Genomic DNA, 19,485 nt, shown 5'->3' on the forward strand with positions numbered 1-19,485 from the left:
ACCGAATGGCATGAAAGCATTTTCATTCACATTTCTTAATTAATTCAGCTTGTTCGATTTTCAATCACGTCGATTTCATGAATGCTACGGAGCTGAACGAGGTTGTTTGTTGTCCGTTCGACTACACGACAGTGATACGTCAATAACAAGATCGAAGGGAAAATCGTCATGCACAACACACTGTTTCGAACCGCCCTGCTGGCGGCGGCACTCGGCTCTTTCAGCCACACTGCCAGCGCCGAAGGAGTCATGGTTCACCTGTTCCAATGGAAGTTCAACGACATCGCCAACGAGTGCGAGACCGTGCTCGGGCCCAAGGGGTTCGGTGGCGTCCAGATCACCCCACCCGCCGAGCACAAGCAGGGCAGCCAGGTCTGGTGGACCGTCTATCAACCGGTCAGCTTCAAGAATTTCAACAGCTTCGGCGGTAGCGAAGCAGAGCTCAGGAGCATGATCGCCCGCTGTAACGCGGCCGGGGTCAAGGTCTATGCCGACGCTGTCTTCAACCAGCTGGCATCGGGTTCGGGCACCGCCACCGGCGGCGGCAGCTACAACTCGGGGCAATACCAATATCCCCAATTCGGCTACAACGACTTCCATCACAGCGGCGACATCACCAACTACGCTGACAGCAACAACGTCTGGAACGGCGCCCTCTACGGCATGCCGGACCTCAATACCGGCTCATCCTACGTCCAGGATCAGATCGCCACCTACATGAAGACCCTGCTCGGCTGGGGCGTGGCGGGCTTTCGCATCGATGCGGCCAAGCACATGGCGCCGGCCGATGTGAAGGCCATCCTCGACAAGGCAGGCAGCCCCAGGGCCTACCTGGAGGTGATCGGCGCAGGCGGGGAGTCCCCCGACATCCAGCCAGGCCGCTACACCTACATCGACACCGTCACCGACTTCAAATACGGCACCGATCTCGCCGCCAACTTCAACGGCCAGATCAAGAACCTCAAGACCCTGGGCGAGAGCTGGGGCCTGCTCCCCTCCAACAAGGCCTTCGTCTTCGTGGTCAACCACGACCGCGAACGCGGCCACGGCGGTGGCGGCATGCTCACCTTCATGAGCGGTGCCCGCTACGATCTGGCCAACACCTTCATGATGGCCTGGCCCTATGGCTGGAAGCAGGTGATGTCGGGCTATCGCTTCGAAAACATGGGTACCTATGAAACCGACAAGGGGGCGCCGGGCAGCACGCCCTGCACGGACAGCCAGTGGAACTGCGAACAGCGCCGACCGACCATCATGAACATGGCCCTGTTCCACAACCGGACCGAAGGCCAGCCCGTCAGCAACTGGTGGGACAACGGCAACAATCAGATAGCCTTCAGCCGCGGTGACAAGGGCTTCGTCGCCATCAACAACGAGAGCGGCAACCTGGTGGCCTCGGTGCAGACCGGCCTGCCGGCCGGCGAGTACTGCAACCTCCTGGGGGGCAATGACTACTGCAGCGGCGGCTATGTCACCGTCGACGGCAGCGGCAAGGCCAGCCTGAACGTCCCCGGCATGAAGGCGGCCGCCATCATCGCCGGTTGCACCAAGGCCAGCCCCTGCGGCGGTTCCGTCCTGCCGGGCAACAAGTTCAGCAGCATGAACCTGCGCGGCACCCACAACGCCTGGGGCAACACCCCCATGACCGTCGATGCCAACCGTGTCTGGTCCGCCACCCTCACCCTGACCGGCAACGGTGACGCCACCGGTGCCCAGCGCTTCAAGTTCGACGTCTTCGGCAACTGGGCCGAGAACTACGGCGACAACGAAGGGGATGGCATCGCCGACAAGGGCAGCAGCAAGGATATCTTGGTCAGCGGGGCGGGCACCTACCGCATCACCCTGAGCGAGAGCGATCTGCGCTACACGGTCACCCCCCTCACCAGCAACCAGGCCCCGGTCGCCACCCTCTCCCCCAAAACCCTCAGCGTCAAGGCGGGGGAGAGCGTGGTGTTTGACGCCTCCGCTTCCAGCGATGACGGCGGTGTGGTGAGCTACAGCTGGTCCAGCGGGGGCACCGCCGCCACCGAGACGGTCCGGTTCGATACCCCGGGTACCCATACCGTGACGGTCACCGTGACCGATGCGGAAGGGTTGACCGCCAGTGCCAGCGCCACCGTGACCGTCACCGACGACAACGGCACCTACGCCAGCGTACTGCCCACCCTGAACTTCCGCGGCACCCCCAATGCCTGGGGCTCCCTTGCTATGACGCTGGTCGCCGACAATCAGTGGGAAGCCCTGGTCACCTTCGACGGTCAGACCAACCAGCGCTTCAAGTTCGACGTCAAGGGGGACTGGACTCAGAACTACGGCGACACCAACAAGGACGGCGTGGCCGAACTGACCGGCAGTGACATCCTCACCCCGGTCATCGGCCAGTACCGGGTACGTTTCAACGATCAGACCCTTCAATACAGCCTGACTCCGGTGAGCGTCACCTATGCCAAGAATGTCGCCAGCCTCAACATTCGCGGCACCACCAACAACTGGGGCACCACCCCCATGTCCCTGGTCGGGGATCACCTCTGGCAGGCCAGCGTCACCTTCACCGGCAGCGGTGATGGCAACGGCAGCCAGCGCTTCAAGTTCGACGTCAAGGGGGACTGGACCCAGAACTACGGCGACACCAACAAGGATGGCGTGGCCGAGCTGGCCGGGGCAGACATCACCACGGCAGTGGTCGGTGCCTATGTGGTGCGCTTCAACGACCAGACCCTGGCCTACAGCCTGAGCGCCCAGTAAGGCTGGACACACGCCAGGGCCATTGCGCCTCGGCGCCGAACCAGGCCTCCCGCCATCGGCGGGAGGCCTTTTTCATGGCCCCATGACCCGTTCCCCGCCAGCCTGTCGGCAGGCATACTGATCCTTCATCCCCATGCAGGAGCGCATATGAAACAGTTGAACACCCTCAAGGCCGAGGGACGGATCGAGGAAGCCCGTCAGCACGGTCTGCTGCAACTCATCGAGCACCCAACCCACGCCGAGCTGCATTACGAAGTGGCCGGACTGCACGACATGCTGGGGCGAGAGGCCGAGGCCATTCCGCTCTATCAGAAGGCCGTGTCGCTGGGGCTTGGCGAGGCGTCGCTGCGCGGGGCCCTGCTTGGACTAGGCAGCTCCTATCGCACCACGGGCCGTCATGCCGAGGCGCTGGCCACCTTTGACGAGGCCCTGTCTCGCTTCCCCGATGCCGTGGAGTTCAAGGTGTTTCGTGCCATGACCTGCTACAACCTGGGGCGCAGCAAGGAGGAGATGGAGACGCTGCTGGGGATCCTCGCGACCACCACCACGGATCCCGCCCTGCTCCCCTACCGGCGCGCCATGGCGCTCTATGCCGAGGATCTGGACAGGCGCTGGTGAGCGCCAGAAACGACAAAGCCGCTCAAAAGAGCGGCTTTGTCTGAAAATGGTGGCCCCTGGGGGACTTGAACCCACGACCAATCGATTATGAGTCGACTGCTCTGACCAACTGAGCTAAGGGGCCATTGATGCTGGTTAGCGGCGTGGATTATAGGGGATGGCGGATACCCCGTCCATAGTCAGATCAACCACGTGGCGAGATTTCATCCATATTCAAGCGGTTCCATGACCCCTCTTCACGCCCATGCCAGCACGGATAAAACAAAGCCCCGCACGGCGGGGCTTTTTGTTGCAATGTCAGGCTGACAGAACCCGTGACTACTCGTCCAGGAAGCTGCGCAGCACTTCCGAGCGGCTCGGATGGCGCAGTTTGCGCAGGGCCTTGGCTTCGATCTGACGGATACGCTCACGGGTGACGTCGAACTGCTTGCCCACTTCCTCGAGGGTGTGGTCGGTGTTCATGTCGATACCGAAGCGCATGCGCAGTACCTTGGCTTCCCGTGCGGTCAGCCCGGCCAGCACTTCGCGGGTCGCGTTGCGCAGGCTCTCGCTGGTGGCCGCATCCGCTGGCAGAGCCAGGGTGGTATCTTCGATGAAGTCGCCCAAGTGGGAGTCTTCGTCATCACCGATGGGCGTCTCCATGGAGATGGGCTCCTTGGCGATTTTCAGTACCTTGCGGATCTTGTCTTCCGGCATGCCCATGCGCATGGCCAGCTCTTCCGGGTTCGGTTCACGACCCATCTCCTGCAGCATCTGGCGGGAGATACGGTTGAGCTTGTTGATGGTCTCGATCATGTGCACCGGGATACGGATGGTACGGGCCTGATCCGCGATGGAGCGGGTAATGGCCTGACGGATCCACCAGGTGGCATAGGTCGAGAACTTGTAGCCGCGACGATATTCGAACTTGTCGACCGCCTTCATCAGACCGATGTTGCCCTCCTGGATCAGATCCAGGAACTGCAGACCGCGGTTGGTGTACTTCTTGGCGATGGAGATAACCAGACGCAGGTTGGCCTCGACCATCTCTTTCTTCGCACGGCGGGCTTTGGCCTCACCGATGCTCATGCGGCGGTTGATGTCCTTGATCTGGGCGATGGACAGACCGGTCTCTTCTTCGATCTGCTGCAGCTTGCCGATGGAACGCAGTACTTCTTCGTCCATCTCGAGCAGGCGGGGAGACCACGCCTTGCCGGCCTGCTTCTGGTATTCGAACCAGGCAGTTTCGCACTCGTTGTTGGTGAAGGCCGCGACGAAGGTCTTCTTCGGCATCTTGGCCTGCTCAACGCAGAGCTTCATGATGATGCGTTCCTGCACGCGGACACGCTCCATCATCTCCCGCATGTTGTTGACCAGGCGATCGAACTGCTTGGGCATCAGGCGGAATTGACGGAAGACATCGGCCAGCTGGGCGATGGCATTCTGGGTGTCGTCGTGGGCACGGCCATTCTGCTGAATGGAGAGACGAGTCACCTCGTACTGGGCACGCAGTTCGCCGAATTTCTCGCGAGCGACTTCCGGATCCGGGCCACCGTCGCCGTCATCGTCGGAGTTGTCACCGTCTTCGTCTTCGTCCTCATCTTCGTCTTCGTCTTCGTCGGCGAGGTCGTCCTCGCTGAGCTCGGAGCCGATATGAGTGGCGGTCGGCGCCACGTCATCCACTTCGTTCGGATCGATGAAGCCGGAGATGATGTCGGACAGGCGAAGCTGCTCGGCTTCGTACTTGTCGTACTGTTCGAGCAGATAGGTGATGGCTTCAGGGTACTCGGCGACGGAGCTTTGTACCTGGTTGATACCGTCTTCAATCCGCTTGGCGATGTCGATCTCGCCTTCGCGGGTCAGCAGTTCGACGGTACCCATTTCCCGCATGTACATGCGGACGGGATCGGTCGTGCGACCAATCTCAGATTCAACAGATGCCAGAGCCTGGGCCGCTGCTTCGGCAGCGTCCTCATCGGCGGTACCACCTTCAGCCATGATAAGGTCATCGGCATCCGGAGCGTTTTCAACCACTTGAATGCCCATATCGTTGATCATCTGGATGATGTCTTCGATCTGGTCTGAATCGACAATGTCTTGCGGGAGGTGATCGTTCACCTCGGCATAGGTCAGGTAGCCCTGTTCTTTACCTTTGGCAACGAGGAGTTTAAGCTGAGACTGCGGGGTTTGCTCCATAGAACTCATCCGGTTGGTGTTGCTAGGTTGCGCGTACAGTGCGCTGCTGCGCAAATAGCCAATTCTAATAGAAAACCGCCAGACATGCTATGTCTGGTTGCGGCGTCGGTCATGAGAAACCCCTGCCCGCAGTGTTGTCGGGGCCAGGTGGTTATAAAGTGTTTGCTTTCAATCCCGTCGATTCGGGCAACGCTATTCATATTGGGACTGCTCACTCAAATATCAAGCCCCACTCTCATTTCTTTTCTCAATCTGCACCTCTCTGATCAGCATCATCAGCTCCTGAGTTTCCTCAGAGCTTAGCCCTTCCTGCGCCACCTTGGCCTGCAATTCTTCGATCCGTTGCTTCAGGAAAAGGTTGATGAAACCGACAAAGGTATCCTGTAATTCTCCCAGAATATCGGGCTCCTGGTCGAGCTTTACCTCTTCAAACAGGTCATGCATCGCCAGCTGGGCAAGTATTTCTCCCTCTTTTGTGCCGCGCCAATGCTCCAGCAGGATACCCGTTGTCACTCCCGGCTGGATCAGGATCTGCTGGTGCAGTTGCAGCAGGAAAGGGATCCCCTGCAGGCGCAACCCGGCCAACTCGGGCATGGCCGGCAGCTCGGCGGTGATCGCCGGATACTGCACCATCAGGGCCAGAGCCCTGCGGATCGGCGTCAGTTTGGTCGCCTTGGGTTTGTTGACTTCCACCTTGGGCTGGCTGTTGCGGGCAAACAGCTCGGTAATCCGCTGCTTGTTTTCTCCCCAACGCATCATGCTGGAGAGGCGGGTGATCAGTCCCTCGCGGGTGAACCCTTCCGGCACGCGGCGGATAAGTTCTGCGGCCTTGTTGGCCACTTCAAACTTGCCTGCCTCACCGGAAAGAGCCGCATCGCGCCCGAGGCGTTCGAACATGAAATCCGCAAACGACTGGGCCTTGTCGAGCAGCGCTTCGAACCCCTCCTTGCCGATCTGGCGTACCAGCGAGTCGGGATCCTCGCCATCCGGCAAAAAGACGAACTTGAGTTCACGGCCGTCCTGCAGGTGGGAGAGCGCGTTATCCAGCGCCCGCCAGGCCGCTTCCCGACCGGCGTTGTCGCCGTCATAGCAACAGACCACCTCTGCCGTGGTACGGAACAGGGTGTGGATGTGATCGCTGGTGGTCGCAGTCCCCAGTGCCGCCACCGCATAGTCGATGTCGTACTGGCCGAGCGCCACCACATCCATGTAGCCTTCCACCACAAGGATCCGGCGCGGATCCTTGTGTGCCTGCTTGACCTCATAAAGGCCGAACAGCTCTCGCCCCTTGTGGAAGATGGGGGTTTCGGGGGAGTTCAGGTACTTGGGCGTGCCATCCCACAGCACTCGGCCACCGAAGCCGATGACCCGGCCGCGTTTGTCCCGGATCGGAAACATGATGCGATCGCGGAAACGATCGTAGCTGCCCGGGCCGCTGTCACGGGGGATCAGCATACCGCCCGAAATCAGCAGTTGTTCGTGATCCCTACTGGCGCCAAAGCGGCGACGCACCTGATCCCAGTCCCCAGGGGCATAACCGATGTTGAAGCGCTTGACCACCTCGCCAGTCAGGCCCCGGCCTTTCAGGTACTCCACCGCCTGAGGCGCGTTCTTGAGATTGCTCTCGTAGAAGCGCGCAATCTGGTTCATCAGCTCGAACAGATCCTTGCTGACGGCTGGTTGGCTATGGCTTGATCCACCCGCCGTTTGCTCACGGGGGACCTGCATACCGTGCAGGCTTGCCAGCTCTTCGATGGCATCGGGGAATTCCAGGCCGTCGTACTCCATGACAAAGCCGATGGCATTGCCGTGGGCACCACAACCGAAACAGTGATAGAACTGCTTCTCCTGGCTGACGGTAAAGGAGGGGCTTTTTTCGTTATGAAAAGGGCAGCAAGCCTGGTAGTTCTTACCGGCTTTCTTCAACCGCACACGGGAGTCGATCAACTCGACTATGTCCGTGCGTACGAGCAGATCATCGATAAAGGATTGCGGGATCCTGCCAGCCATAACCGTCCTGTTTCATTGCATAGGAAATAAAAAAGCCGCGCATTCCAATGGGAAGCACGGCTTCTTCGACCAAACAAGAGAGTTGCCTGTTACGCCAAGCGGGTTTTCACCTGAGCACTGACGGCGCCGACATCGGCACGCCCCTGAATTTTTGGCTTCAAGACAGCCATGACTTTACCCATGTCAGCCATGACGGCAGCACCACTTTCAGTGATGGCTTGCTCGATCAGGGCGGCAATTTCGTCTGCGGTCAGCTGTTGTGGCAGGAACTCCTGCAGCACAACGATCTCGGCGGACTCTTTGTCGGCGAGATCCTGGCGACCGGCAGCTTCAAACTGGCTGATGGAATCGCGACGCTGTTTGACCATTTTGGTCACGACGGCGAGGATCTCTTCATCATTGAGCTCGACACGGGTATCGACTTCACGCTGCTTGATTTCTGCCATCAACAAGCGGATAGCACCCAACCGAGGCTTGTCTTTGGCAAGCATGGCGAGCTTTTGCTGATCCTTGAGTTGATCCTTCAGAGACACGGCATGATCCCTTGATTAGTACAGGCGGATACGACGTGCGTTTTCGCGGGACAGCTTCTTGGCGTGACGCTTGACAGCGGACGCTTTGGCGCGCTTGCGAATGGTAGTCGGCTTCTCGTAGAACTCACGGCTACGAACTTCGGACAGGATACCGGCCTTTTCGCAAGAACGCTTGAAGCGACGCAGAGCAACGTCAAACGGCTCATTTTCACGGACTTTGATTACTGGCATGTGCCTTTCACCTCAGTGATAAATTGTTAGCTGACCTTCAATCGATCAGCATGTCTTAAAATGGTGCGAAATTATACTCTGGACAGGGAATGAAAGTAAACCCGCAGAGATCGCTCTGGTTTAAAAAACCCGCGAAGGTTACCATAGCCGTCTCATTTTAGCAGTGAAATTTTTTAGCAATGCGTGTATTGGGCATAGAGACATCCTGTGACGAAACCGGGATCGCGATCTTCGATGATCAAAAAGGGATCCTTTCCCACCAGTTGTACAGCCAGGTCAAGCTGCATGCGGACTACGGCGGCGTCGTTCCCGAGCTCGCCAGCCGGGACCATGTACGCAAGACGATCCCCTTGATCCAGGCCGCCTTGAAAGAGGCTGGACTTGGCAAGGATGACATCGATGGCATCGCCTATACCGCGGGGCCAGGTCTGGTTGGTGCCATCCTGGTCGGGGCGACCATAGGCCGCTCGCTGGCCATGGCATGGGACAAGCCGGCCATCGCCGTACACCACATGGAAGGCCACCTGCTGGCCCCCATGCTGGAAGAGAAGGCCCCCGAGTTCCCCTTCGTGGCGCTCTTGGTTTCCGGCGGCCACTCCATGCTGGTCCGGGTCGACGGTATCGGCAGCTATCAGCTGCTGGGCGAATCGATCGACGATGCCGCCGGTGAGGCGTTCGACAAGACCGCCAAGCTGATGGGTCTGGACTACCCCGGTGGTCCGCTGCTCTCCCGGCTGGCAGAAAAGGGCACCACTGGACGCTTTACCTTCCCGCGTCCCATGACCGACCGTCCCGGGCTCGACATGAGCTTCTCCGGCCTCAAGACCTTTGCCGCCAATACCATCGCCGCCAACGGCGATGATGAGCAGACCCGTGCCGACATCGCCCGGGCGTTTGAGGATGCGGTGGTCGACACCCTGGCCATCAAGTGCCGTCGTGCCCTGAAAGAGACCGGTCTCAATCGTCTGGTCGTGGCAGGCGGCGTCAGCGCCAACCGTCATCTGCGCGCCCAGCTGGCCGAGCTGATGGAGAGCCTCAAAGGTGAAGTCTTCTACCCGCGCACCGAATACTGCACCGACAACGGCGCCATGATCGCCTATGCCGGCATGCAACGCCTGAAGGCGGGAGTCTTCGAACCCCTCGTCGTCAAGGCCGTGCCGCGCTGGCCGCTGGACACTCTGGATCCGGTGTGATCCGGAAGATCCACGACAAAAAGAAAGGGGCCTGCGGCCCCTTTTTCATCTTGATGACGGTATTCATACCCGTTTAATTGGTGCGGAACAGCGCCTCAATGGAGAGCCCCTGCCCCAGCAGGATTTCCCGCAGACGGCGCAACCCTTCCACCTGGATCTGGCGCACCCGCTCGCGGGTCAAACCAATCTCGGCGCCCACGTCTTCCAGGGTGGCCGGTTCATAGCCGAGCAGACCGAAACGGCGGGCCAGCACTTCGCGCTGCTTGGGATTCAGCTCCTCCAGCCAGTGCACTATGCTGCTGCGCATGTCATCTTCCTGGGACTCCAGCTCGGGCCCCATGCCGCGCTCGTCGGAGAGCACGTCCAGCAGCGCCTTGTCGCGATCGCCACCAATGGGAGTATCCACCGAGGTGATCTTCTCGTTGAGCTTGAGCATGCGATTCACATCGTCCACAGAGCGATCCAGTGCAGAGGCGATATCCTCGGCGGTCGGCTCATGGTCGAGACGATGAGAAAGCTCGCGCGCAGTGCGCAGATAGACGTTCAGCTCCTTGACCACATGGATGGGCAGACGAATGGTACGGGTCTGGTTCATGATGGCCCGCTCTATGGTCTGGCGGATCCACCAGGTGGCATAGGTGGAGAAACGGAAGCCTCGCTCGGGGTCGAACTTCTCGACGGCGCGGATAAGGCCGAGGTTGCCCTCTTCGATGAGATCCAGCAGCACCAGGCCGCGGTTGTTGTAGCGCCGGGCAATCTTGACCACCAGGCGCAGGTTGGATTCGATCATGCGCTTGCGCGCCGCTTTGTCGCCACGCAGGGCACGGCGGGCGTAGTAGACTTCCTCTTCGGCCGTGAGCAAGGGGGAGAAGCCTATCTCCCCCAGATAGAGCTGGGTGGCGTCCATTACCTTGTTCAGCTCTGGCGCCATCAGTTCATCGGAAATGGTCTCTTCGGCTTCGGCCGCCACTTCCTGAACCTCTTCTTCCTCCTGAACCTCCAGCTCCTCGTCGAACTCTAACTCTGCATCCTGCATTACCAGTTGTTCTTGGCTCATGATATCTCTCCCTGACCTACACCAGAGTAAGACTCAGCTCTCTGAGTTAACGCTTTGGCAAATAGCCCATCGGGTTGATCGACTTGCCTTTGTACCGGATTTCAAAGTGCAAGCGCACATCCGGCGCATCCGTGCTACCCATATTGGCGATAACCGCTCCGCCCTTCACGGTGTCTCCCTCCTTGACCCTCAACTCATCGTTGTGAGCGTAGGCGGAGAGGTAGTCATCGTTGTGCTTGAGAATTATCAGCTTGCCATAACCTCGCAGTGCACTGCCCGCATAGACCACTTTGCCGCTGCTCGCAGCGTAAATGGGTTGGCCCTTCTGGCCGGAAATGTCGATGCCCTTGTTGCCTTGTTCCGCAACGGAGAAGCCTTCAACGATCCGCCCTTTGGTCGGCCAATGCCAGGAGAGTGTTGACGAGGAACTGACGGTTTTTTGTTCTTTCGCCTGAGCGTATGCTGTTGACGAGGCAGGAGCAATCGTTTTCTGAGCAATAAATGGTGTGGTCGTACCTGCCGGAGCCGTGGCCAGGGGTTTGGGCCCCGTGCTGGTCACCACCGGTGTGGTTGCTGCCACCATCTGACCACCCGAGGAACCCGCGCCCCCCACATTGAGCACCTGACCCACGTGCAATGCATAAGGAGCCTGGAGGTTGTTGCGCTGGGCCAAGGCCTGGTTGGAAAGACCGAACTGGCGACCGATGCTGCTCAATGTATCGCCACGGCGCACCTCGTAACTGCCAGACCCCGTCACGCTGCCACGACTGACAGGGCTGCCGACGGTTGCCACCGCCATGGGGGCGGAAGCGCCATCGAGCCTGAGCTGCTGGCCGGGATAAATGTTATAGGGGGGAGTGATGCCATTGATGCTGATAAGCGAAGCCACATCCATGCCAGAACGAAATGCAATGGAGTAGAGAGTGTCTCCTTTGACCACGGTGTACCCGTTGCCTGCAATGCCGGGCTTGGTCATACCTTGACGCACGGGGATGGTCGAAGCGACCTGATCATTGCCCAGGCTGTGCACCGGAGCCGCAGTCTTGCTGGAGGAACAGGCAAGCAGCAGCCATGACAACACGACGACACCGCTACCTTGCCAAACACGCGAACACATAGTGGATCCTTAACGACTAAACCAGAAATAGGCCGCAACGGCCAAACCAATACAGAGCCAGCCCAGCACATCCACATAGTGCATCAGCTTGCGCTCCATCTTCTCGCCGCCCCAGCGCATCAGACCTGCAACCAGGAAGAAGCGCATGCCACGACCGATCAGCGAGGTCAGGATGAAAGGCAACAGTGCCATGTGGAGCAAGCCAGCCGTGACGGTAAACACCTTGTAGGGGATCGGCGTGAAGCTGGCAATAAAAATAACCCAGATGCCCCACTGCGCGAACCACTGCTCGGCCAGGGCAATCTTGTCCTCATAGCCAACCGAGGTCACCAGCGGCTGCACCACTGGCTCCCACAGGGCATAGCCGAGCAGATAACCAAACAGGGCGCCCAGCACCGAAAAGAGGGTGGCCAGCGCGGCATAGTGCCAGGCGCGATGAGGTTTGCCGAGCGCCATGGGCGCCAGCATCACATCCACCGGAATGGGCCAGAAGATGGATTCAATAAAGGCGGTGATGGCCAGATACCAGGGGGCATACTTGTGGCGTGCCCACTGCATCACCAGAACATAAAGGCGGGAAAACAACTTCACTCGACATCTCCGTCAATCAGGGGAACGAAACGTACCGGCTCCAGGATCCGGCTGGTGAGCTGGGAGCCCGATCGCTCGATGAGCTGCAGGGTCTGCTGGCCATCACCCACCGGCAACACCAGACGACCACCGTCAGCCAGCTGATCGGTCAGGGCCTTGGGGACCTCACTGGCCGCCGCCGTCACCAGAATGGCGTCGAAAGGGCCCTTGTTGGGCCAACCTAGCCACCCATTGCCGTGCTTGGCCGACACATTGTGCAGATCGAGCTGGCGCAATCTGCGCCGGGCCTGAAACTGCAGCGACTTGATCCGCTCCATGGTGTAGACATGCTCCACCAGGTGGGCCAGTACCGCCGTCTGGTAGCCCGATCCCGTCCCGATCTCCAGCACATGGGCCGGATCGTTCTGGATCAGCAGCTCGGTCATGCGCGCCACGATGTAAGGCTGGGAGATGGTCTGCCCATGGCCGATGGGCAGGGCAGTATTGTCCCAGGCCTTGTGGGCCATGGCCTCATCCACGAACAGCTGGCGCGGCACCTTCGCAATCGCCGCCAATACGCGGAAATCGCGGACATCCTGGGCAATCAGTTGATTCAACAGGCGCTGTACTATCACAACGTCATCCCTGCAGATCCAGCCACGCGCCCAGGGTCGACAGACTGCCGTAGGCCGTCATGTCGATGGTCAGGGGAGTGATGGAGACATAACCCTGCTCGATGGCGGCAAAGTCCGTTCCCTCTCCCGCATCCTGCTGGTTGCCGGGGGGGCCAATCCAGTAGACGGGCTGACCACGGGGATCCTCGGTGCGGATCACCGACTCCGCCCGGTGGCGATTGCCAAGACGCGTCACCCTGATCCCCTTGATCTGCTCGAGCGGCAGGTCCGGCACATTCACGTTGAGGATCTGATCCGCAGGCAACGGATGCACCATCAGCCCCCGCACCAGCTTGGCGGCGTAGTGGGCCGCACTGGCGAAATGAGTCTTGCCCACCAGCGATACGGCGATGGAGGGGAAACCAAGATGACGCCCTTCCGTCGCGGCCGCCACCGTCCCCGAGTAGATGACGTCATCCCCCAGGTTGGCCCCGTGATTGATACCGGCCACCACCATGTCGGGCTCAGGGCGCAGCAGTTCGTTGACCGCCAGATGAACGCAGTCGGTCGGCGTCCCCTTGACCGCATAACTCTTGATGCCGTGAAAACTGGACGCATCGAGGCGGGTGACCCGCAGCGGCACTTCCAGCGTCAGGGAGTGGCTGGCACCGCTGCGGTTGCGATCCGGTGCCACCACCACGACCTCGCCACAGGCACGCAACGCCTCGCTGAGGGCGCGAATGCCCTCGGCGTGTACCCCATCGTCATTACTGACCAGAATTCGCATCGGTTGAGTTCCTGAAACCGTGATCGGCCTCTTCGGCCTGCATTAACTCTCGTACCACGCTGGTGGCAAAGGCGCCGGCAGGCAGGAAGAACGACAGGGTCAGCACCTCGTCCTCCCGTTGCCAGCTCATCTGCTCCGGCTTGAGCAGCAGCGGGCGCCTGTCCTGATCCAGCCCGGCCTTCTCCAGTCCTTCGCACCAGTCACCATAAGGAGCCAGCACTCCTTGCTCGAACTCGGCAGCCGCGCCCTGGCTCGCCAGACGGCCACGGCCCCACTGGGGAGCGGTCAGCTGCACGTCTCCGGAGGCAAGGCGCGCCTCGAGCTCGGGCGTCACGCTCTCTTCACTGAAGATGGAGTGGCTGCCCTTGAGCATCACGCAGTCGCCTGCCAGCAGCTGATGGGCCAGTCCCTGCTCGATGCGGGCGCTGACGATGGCATTGAACAGCATGCTGCGGGCGGCGGACAGATAGAGGGAGCGCTTGTTGCGATCCTTGATCCGTTTGCCGGCGAACATCGCCTTGGCGGCCTCCAGGTTGTTGCCACCGCGGCCGAAACGCTGCTCGCCGTAGTAGTTGGGCACCCCCTGGGTTGCAATCGCCTGCAGACGGGATTCCAGCCCGTCGGCCTGCTCCAGCCCGGTGAGGCGCAGGGTGAAGTGGTTGCCCTTGAGATAGCCGACCCGCAGCTTCTTGTTGTGGCGCTTCACCTCAAGGATCCGGATGTTGTCGTTCTCGATGACCGAGAGATCCGGTTCGCCCTTGCCCGGCAGATGGATGCCGAACCACTGTTCGGTCACCGCATGGCGATCTTTCAGACCAGCCCAGGTCACCGCATTGCGGGCAACCCCGGCCGCATCGGCCAGCAGGCCAGCCACCCAGGCGGTATTCTCGCCGGTTTTGCGTACCCGGACGAAGATGTGTTCCCCCTCGCCACAAGGTGCAAACCCGAGATCTTCATTGACCACGAAGTCGGCGGCCTCGGCCTTGAGGATGCCGCGAGCACTGGGCGTCCCGTGCAGATAGGCAAGTTGTTCAAGCATCATTGTTTCACCAGCAAGACGACGGCTTCGGTGGCGATCCCTTCCTTGCGCCCCGTGAATCCGAGTTGTTCGGTGGTGGTCGCCTTGACGTTCACCCGGTTCAAATCACATTGCAGATCTGCGGCCAGCACGGCGCACATGGCGTCGATATGGGGGGCCATCTTGGGGGCCTGGGCGATAATGGTCACATCCAGGTTGCCGATGGCATAACCTGCGAGCTGCACGCGGGCAAAGACATCCCGCAGCAGGATGCGGCTGTCGATGCCCTTGAATTCGGCGGCGGTATCGGGGAAGTGGCGGCCGATGTCGCCAGCGCCGATGGCCCCCAGCAGGGCATCGCTCACCGCATGCAGCACCACGTCACCATCGGAGTGGGCCAGCAGGCCCTGTTCATAGGGCACCGCCACCCCGCCCAGCATGCAGGGACCGACCCCGCCAAACTTGTGAACATCAAAACCATGTCCGATCCGCATCATGCCTGCGCCCTCCTCAATACACGGAAATCTGTCTCATCAAAACCATGTCCGGTGCGGATCATGCCTGCTCCTCTGGGGATGAATCGGGTCGTGCCGACCGGCACGCACGTTGTTGCTGTAAATAGAGCCCGGCCAGGGAGAGATCTTCCGGCCGGGTCACCTTGATGTTATCGGCCCGCCCTTCCACCATGCGCACGGGGAAACCGGCGCGTTCCATGGCGGAGGCTTCATCGGTGATGGCAGCGCCGAGCGCCAGCCCCTCCTCCAGCGCCCGCTTGAGGGGGCGGACTAAAAACATCTGGGGCGTCAGGGCATGCCAGAGCTGCTCGCGATCCACGGTGGCGAGGATATTGCCGGCCGCATCGGTGCGCTTCATGGTATCGCGCACCCGGCTGCCGAGGATGGCACCGCCAGAGGCCATGGCGGCAGCAATGAGCGCATCGAGATCCTCGTGGGTCAGACAGGGCCGGGCGGCGTCATGCACCAGTGCCCACTCCCCTTCTGCCATGTGCAACGCATTGAGCACGGAGAAGGCGCGCTCGCTTCCCCCTTCCACTCGCAGCACCCGCGGATCGGTTGCCACGGTCAGCGTCTCAAACCAGCGGTCGTGGGGCGCCAGCGCCACGATCACACGGGCGATGGCGGGATGGGAGAGCAGACGCTCCAGGGTGTGCTCCAGAATGCATTTCCCTGCCAGGGACAGGTACTGCTTGGGGCAACTGGCCCCCATGCGACTACCAATACCGGCAGCCGGGACGATGGCGGTCAGGCCGCTCAGGCTATCAGTCATCGTAGGGGGCACCATCAGGCTCCGTCACCTGATCCTTTTCTTTGGGAATGATTCGGTAGAAGGTCTCGCCCTGCTTGATGTAGCCAAGATCGTTGCGCGACAACTCCTCGATGGCCTCAAGGCCAGAGGTAAGATCGTCGATTTCGCGGTAAATCAGACTGTTGCGATCCTTGAGTACCAGGTTGTCCTGTTGCTGCCGCTCGATGGCGGTGGAGAGTTCCCGATAGTCGGAGAGGCCGTTTTTCCCCAGCCAGAGGTCATATTGCAGCCCTCCCAACAGGAGGAGCAGGATAAGAGTGAGTAGCCGCATGCACTGAGTCTCCTTCAAGCGGCCTAGTTTCCCATATTCGCAGGCAAGACAAAAGAAAGCCTGTGTGCCGGATGGGTTGGTCGGAATAAAAAATGCAGTTCGCACACGCCCATAAGCGCAGAACGAAAAAGCCCCGCCAGATGGCGGGGCTTTGTGAAGCATGAGCGCAGGCGAAAATTAAGCCTGGTTCTTCACTTCTTTCAGACCACGGAACGGAGCCTTGGCACCCAGGGCTTCTTCGATACGGATCAGCTGGTTGTACTTGGCAACACGGTCAGAACGGCTCATGGAACCGGTCTTGATCTGGCCAGCAGCGGTACCCACAGCCAGGTCGGCGATGGTCGCGTCTTCGGTCTCACCGGAGCGGTGGGAGATGACGGCAGTGTAGCCAGCGTCTTTGGCCATCTTGATGGCAGCCAGAGTTTCGGTCAGGGAACCGATCTGGTTGAACTTGATCAGGATGGAGTTGGCGATGCCGTTGTCGATACCGCGCTTCAGGATCTTGGTGTTGGTTACGAACAGGTCGTCACCCACGATCTGGATTTTCTTGCCCAGTTCGGCGGTCTGGTAGGCGAAGCCTTCCCAGTCGGACTCGTCCAGGCCATCTTCGATGGAGACGATCGGGAACTTGGTGGTCAGGTCAGCCAGGAAGTCGGAGAAACCGTTGGAGGTGAAGATACGACCTTCGCCCTTCAGGTTGTACTCTTTCTTCTCTGCGTCGTAGAACTCGGACGCAGCGCAGTCCATGGCCAGGGTGATGTCGGTGCCCAGTTTGTAACCGGCAGCGGCAACGGCTTCAGCGATCACTTCCAGCGCTTCGGCGTTGGATTTCAGGTTCGGAGCGAAACCACCTTCGTCACCGACGGCAGTGTTGTAGCCCTTGGACTTCAGCACTTTGGCCAGGTTGTGGAACACTTCTGCGCCCATGCGAACGGCTTCTTTCAGGGTCTTGGCGCCAACCGGCTGGATCATGAACTCCTGGATGTCGACGTTGTTGTCGGCGTGCTCACCACCGTTGATGATGTTCATCATGGGCAGCGGCATGGAGTAGACGCCCGGGGTGCCATTCAGCTCGGCGATGTGGGCGTACAGCGGCATGCCTTTGGCAGCAGCGGCAGCTTTGGCGTTGGCCAGGGAAACAGCCAGGATGGCGTTGGCGCCGAACTTGGATTTGTTCTCGGTACCGTCGAGGTCGATCATGATCTGGTCGACAGTGGCCTGGTCCTTGGCATCTTTACCCAGCAGAGCCTGAGCGATCGGGCCGTTGACGGCTTCGATGGCTTTCAGCACGCCTTTACCCAGGAAACGGCTCTTGTCGCCGTCACGCAGTTCCAGCGCTTCGCGGGAACCGGTGGACGCGCCAGACGGAGCGGCTGCCATACCAACAAAACCACCTTCCAGGTGAACTTCGGCCTCAACGGTCGGGTTACCACGGGAGTCGATGATTTCACGACCGATCACTTTAACGATCTTGGACATGTGTATTTCCTCAGGTTTCGTAAAAAAACAACAAAAATATGCCAAAAAAAGCGGCTGTGGCACAGAGCCCCAACCGCATTTATTTTCAATTACTTCAAATTACGCTTCTGATACTCGCCCGCCGCCTTCACAAAACCGGCGAACAGGGCGTGGCCATCACGGGGAGTCGAGGTGAACTCCGGGTGGAACTGCGCGGCCACGAACCAGGGGTGATCCGGGATCTCGATGATTTCCACCAGCTTCTTGTCGGCGGAGAGACCGGTCACCTTCAGACCTGCCGCTTCAATCTGCGGCAGCAGCTTGTTGTTCACTTCATAACGGTGACGGTGGCGCTCGTAAATGGTCGGGCTGCCGTACATCTGACGCACCTTGGAATCTTCCACCAGGTGGCAGAGCTGGGAGCCAAGACGCATGGTACCGCCCAGATCGGACTTCTCGGTCCGGGTCTCGACGTTGCCTTCGTCATCCACCCACTCGGTGATGAGACCGACCACGGGGTACGGGCTGTCTTTCTTGAACTCGGAGGAGTGGGCCCCTTCCATGCCCGCCACGTTGCGGGCGTATTCGATCAAAGCGACCTGCATGCCCAGGCAGATACCGAGGTACGGGATCTTGTTCTCGCGGGCATATTTGGCGGCCAGGATCTTGCCTTCCACGCCGCGTTCGCCGAAGCCGCCCGGTACCAGGATCGCATCCAGACCTTCCAGCAGCTCGGCACCACGGGTCTCGATGTCCTGGGAGTCGATGTACTTGATGTTGACGGAGAGACGGGTCTTCAGGCCACCGTGCTTGAGCGCTTCGTTGACGGACTTGTAGGCGTCCGGCAGGGAGACATACTTGCCCACCATGCCGATGGTGACTTCGGCAGTCGGGTTGGCCTCTTCATAGATAACCTGTTCCCACTCGGCCAGGTCGGCTTCTTTGCACTCGATGCCGAAGCGCTCGGTGATGTAGCCGTCCAGCCCCTGGGATTTCAGCAGCGCCGGGATCTTGTAGATGGAGTCGACATCCTTCATGGAGATGACGGCGCGCTCGGGCACGTTGCAAAACAGGGCGATCTTGGCACGCTCGTTGGCCGGAATGGCGCGGTCGGAGCGGCAGATCAGCACATCCGGCTGGATACCGATGGAGAGCAGCTCCTTCACGGAGTGCTGGGTCGGCTTGGTCTTCACCTCGCCGGCGGCGGCCAGGTAAGGAACCAGGGTCAGGTGCATGAACATGGCATTGTTGCGACCCACGATGGCCGCCAGCTGACGAATGGCTTCAAGGAACGGCAGGGACTCGATGTCGCCCACGGTACCGCCCACTTCGACGATGGCAACCTGATGGCCTTCGGCACCGGCAATCACCCGCTCCTTGATGGCGTTGGTGATGTGCGGGATTACCTGGATGGTGGCGCCCAGATAGTCACCACGACGCTCCTTGCGCAGCACGTCTGCATAGATGCGGCCGGTGGTGAAGTTGTTGCGGCGGGTCATCTTGGTGCGGATGAAACGCTCGTAGTGGCCCAAATCCAGATCGGTTTCGGCCCCGTCCTCGGTTACGAACACTTCACCATGCTGGGTCGGGCTCATGGTGCCCGGATCCACGTTGATGTACGGGTCCAGTTTCATGATGGTCACATCCAGACCACGGGCTTCCAGAATGGCTGCCAGAGAAGCTGCGGCAATGCCTTTGCCGAGGGATGAAACAACGCCACCAGTCACAAAAATATATTTGGTCGTCATGCTGAACCTGAAAG

The 19,485-nt window shown here is 60.0% G+C and carries 18 protein-coding genes and 1 tRNA gene; 3 read left to right on the forward strand and 16 right to left on the reverse strand.

The annotated features are described in order from the left end of the window. Positions 1-168: 168 nt before the first annotated feature. A complete protein-coding gene (locus C3F36_RS06560) occupies positions 169-2,745 on the forward strand; it encodes an alpha amylase C-terminal domain-containing protein (protein WP_104454744.1) in 2,577 nt (858 codons plus the stop codon). A 147-nt stretch (positions 2,746-2,892) separates the two neighbouring features. Continuing rightward, entirely contained in the window at positions 2,893-3,363 is a 471-nt protein-coding gene (locus C3F36_RS06565) for a tetratricopeptide repeat protein (RefSeq protein WP_104454745.1), read from the forward strand. A 47-nt stretch (positions 3,364-3,410) separates the two neighbouring features. Here the strand turns inward: C3F36_RS06565 and C3F36_RS06570 are convergent. From C3F36_RS06570 to rpsU, 5 genes are all read right to left on the reverse strand, one after another. Next, positions 3,411-3,487: transfer RNA gene (locus C3F36_RS06570), tRNA-Ile, on the reverse strand. Between the two features lie 194 nt (positions 3,488-3,681). Continuing rightward, on the reverse strand, positions 3,682-5,577 hold the full coding sequence (gene rpoD / locus C3F36_RS06575) for an RNA polymerase sigma factor RpoD (RefSeq protein ID WP_263639565.1): 1,896 nt from the start codon (positions 5,575-5,577) through the stop codon (positions 3,682-3,684). 183 nt (positions 5,578-5,760) lie between these two features. Next, entirely contained in the window at positions 5,761-7,548 is a 1,788-nt protein-coding gene (dnaG, locus tag C3F36_RS06580; RefSeq protein ID WP_104454746.1) for a DNA primase, read from the reverse strand. A gap of 89 nt (positions 7,549-7,637) precedes the next feature. After that, the gene (locus C3F36_RS06585) at positions 7,638-8,081 is read right to left on the reverse strand and encodes a GatB/YqeY domain-containing protein (RefSeq protein WP_010675618.1); all 444 of its coding nucleotides are present in this window, start codon (positions 8,079-8,081) and stop codon (positions 7,638-7,640) included. Between the two features lie 15 nt (positions 8,082-8,096). Further along, on the reverse strand, positions 8,097-8,312 hold the full coding sequence (gene rpsU, locus C3F36_RS06590; RefSeq protein ID WP_005309452.1) for a 30S ribosomal protein S21: 216 nt from the start codon (positions 8,310-8,312) through the stop codon (positions 8,097-8,099). A 179-nt stretch (positions 8,313-8,491) separates the two neighbouring features. Between rpsU and tsaD the strand changes: the two genes are divergently transcribed. Next, the gene (tsaD, locus tag C3F36_RS06595; protein WP_041213897.1) at positions 8,492-9,505 is read left to right on the forward strand and encodes a tRNA (adenosine(37)-N6)-threonylcarbamoyltransferase complex transferase subunit TsaD; all 1,014 of its coding nucleotides are present in this window, start codon (positions 8,492-8,494) and stop codon (positions 9,503-9,505) included. 73 nt (positions 9,506-9,578) lie between these two features. Here tsaD and rpoS read toward each other — a convergent pair whose 3' ends face one another. From rpoS to pyrG, 11 genes are all read right to left on the reverse strand, one after another. Further along, positions 9,579-10,562 (reverse strand): RNA polymerase sigma factor RpoS, encoded by a 984-nt coding sequence (gene rpoS, locus C3F36_RS06600; protein WP_010675620.1) that lies wholly within the window; start codon positions 10,560-10,562, stop codon positions 9,579-9,581. A 46-nt stretch (positions 10,563-10,608) separates the two neighbouring features. Further along, complete coding sequence (locus C3F36_RS06605; RefSeq protein WP_010675621.1) at positions 10,609-11,679, reverse strand: LysM peptidoglycan-binding domain-containing protein; 1,071 nt, start codon at positions 11,677-11,679, stop codon at positions 10,609-10,611. A gap of 9 nt (positions 11,680-11,688) precedes the next feature. Then, entirely contained in the window at positions 11,689-12,270 is a 582-nt protein-coding gene (locus C3F36_RS06610; RefSeq protein WP_010675622.1) for a YqaA family protein, read from the reverse strand. Beyond that, the gene (locus tag C3F36_RS06615) at positions 12,267-12,884 is read right to left on the reverse strand and encodes a protein-L-isoaspartate(D-aspartate) O-methyltransferase (protein ID WP_010675623.1); all 618 of its coding nucleotides are present in this window, start codon (positions 12,882-12,884) and stop codon (positions 12,267-12,269) included. The genes C3F36_RS06610 and C3F36_RS06615 overlap by 4 nt, the downstream gene beginning before the upstream one ends. 4 nt (positions 12,885-12,888) lie before the next feature. After that, complete coding sequence (surE, locus tag C3F36_RS06620; protein WP_104454747.1) at positions 12,889-13,650, reverse strand: 5'/3'-nucleotidase SurE; 762 nt, start codon at positions 13,648-13,650, stop codon at positions 12,889-12,891. Continuing rightward, positions 13,631-14,689, reverse strand: coding sequence for a tRNA pseudouridine(13) synthase TruD (gene truD, locus C3F36_RS06625; protein ID WP_104456007.1), 1,059 nt, complete (start codon positions 14,687-14,689; stop codon positions 13,631-13,633). Before truD ends, surE begins: the two co-directional genes overlap by 20 nt. Next, complete coding sequence (ispF, locus tag C3F36_RS06630; protein ID WP_010675626.1) at positions 14,689-15,165, reverse strand: 2-C-methyl-D-erythritol 2,4-cyclodiphosphate synthase; 477 nt, start codon at positions 15,163-15,165, stop codon at positions 14,689-14,691. The genes truD and ispF overlap by 1 nt, the downstream gene beginning before the upstream one ends. Before the next feature lie 58 nt (positions 15,166-15,223). Further along, complete coding sequence (ispD, locus tag C3F36_RS06635) at positions 15,224-15,955, reverse strand: 2-C-methyl-D-erythritol 4-phosphate cytidylyltransferase (RefSeq protein ID WP_010675627.1); 732 nt, start codon at positions 15,953-15,955, stop codon at positions 15,224-15,226. Further along, positions 15,948-16,265: a cell division protein FtsB gene (ftsB, locus tag C3F36_RS06640; RefSeq protein ID WP_010675628.1), complete on the reverse strand. Its 318-nt coding sequence runs from the start codon at positions 16,263-16,265 to the stop codon at positions 15,948-15,950. The genes ispD and ftsB overlap by 8 nt, the downstream gene beginning before the upstream one ends. A gap of 177 nt (positions 16,266-16,442) precedes the next feature. Further along, the gene (eno, locus tag C3F36_RS06645; RefSeq protein ID WP_043154803.1) at positions 16,443-17,744 is read right to left on the reverse strand and encodes a phosphopyruvate hydratase; all 1,302 of its coding nucleotides are present in this window, start codon (positions 17,742-17,744) and stop codon (positions 16,443-16,445) included. Positions 17,745-17,833: 89 nt separating this feature from the next. After that, a complete protein-coding gene (pyrG, locus tag C3F36_RS06650; RefSeq protein WP_039041042.1) occupies positions 17,834-19,471 on the reverse strand; it encodes a glutamine hydrolyzing CTP synthase in 1,638 nt (545 codons plus the stop codon). Between the last annotated feature and the right edge of the window lie 14 nt (positions 19,472-19,485).

This window comes from Aeromonas sp. ASNIH2 (genome assembly GCF_002934795.1).
Classification (GTDB): domain Bacteria; phylum Pseudomonadota; class Gammaproteobacteria; order Enterobacterales; family Aeromonadaceae; genus Aeromonas; species Aeromonas caviae.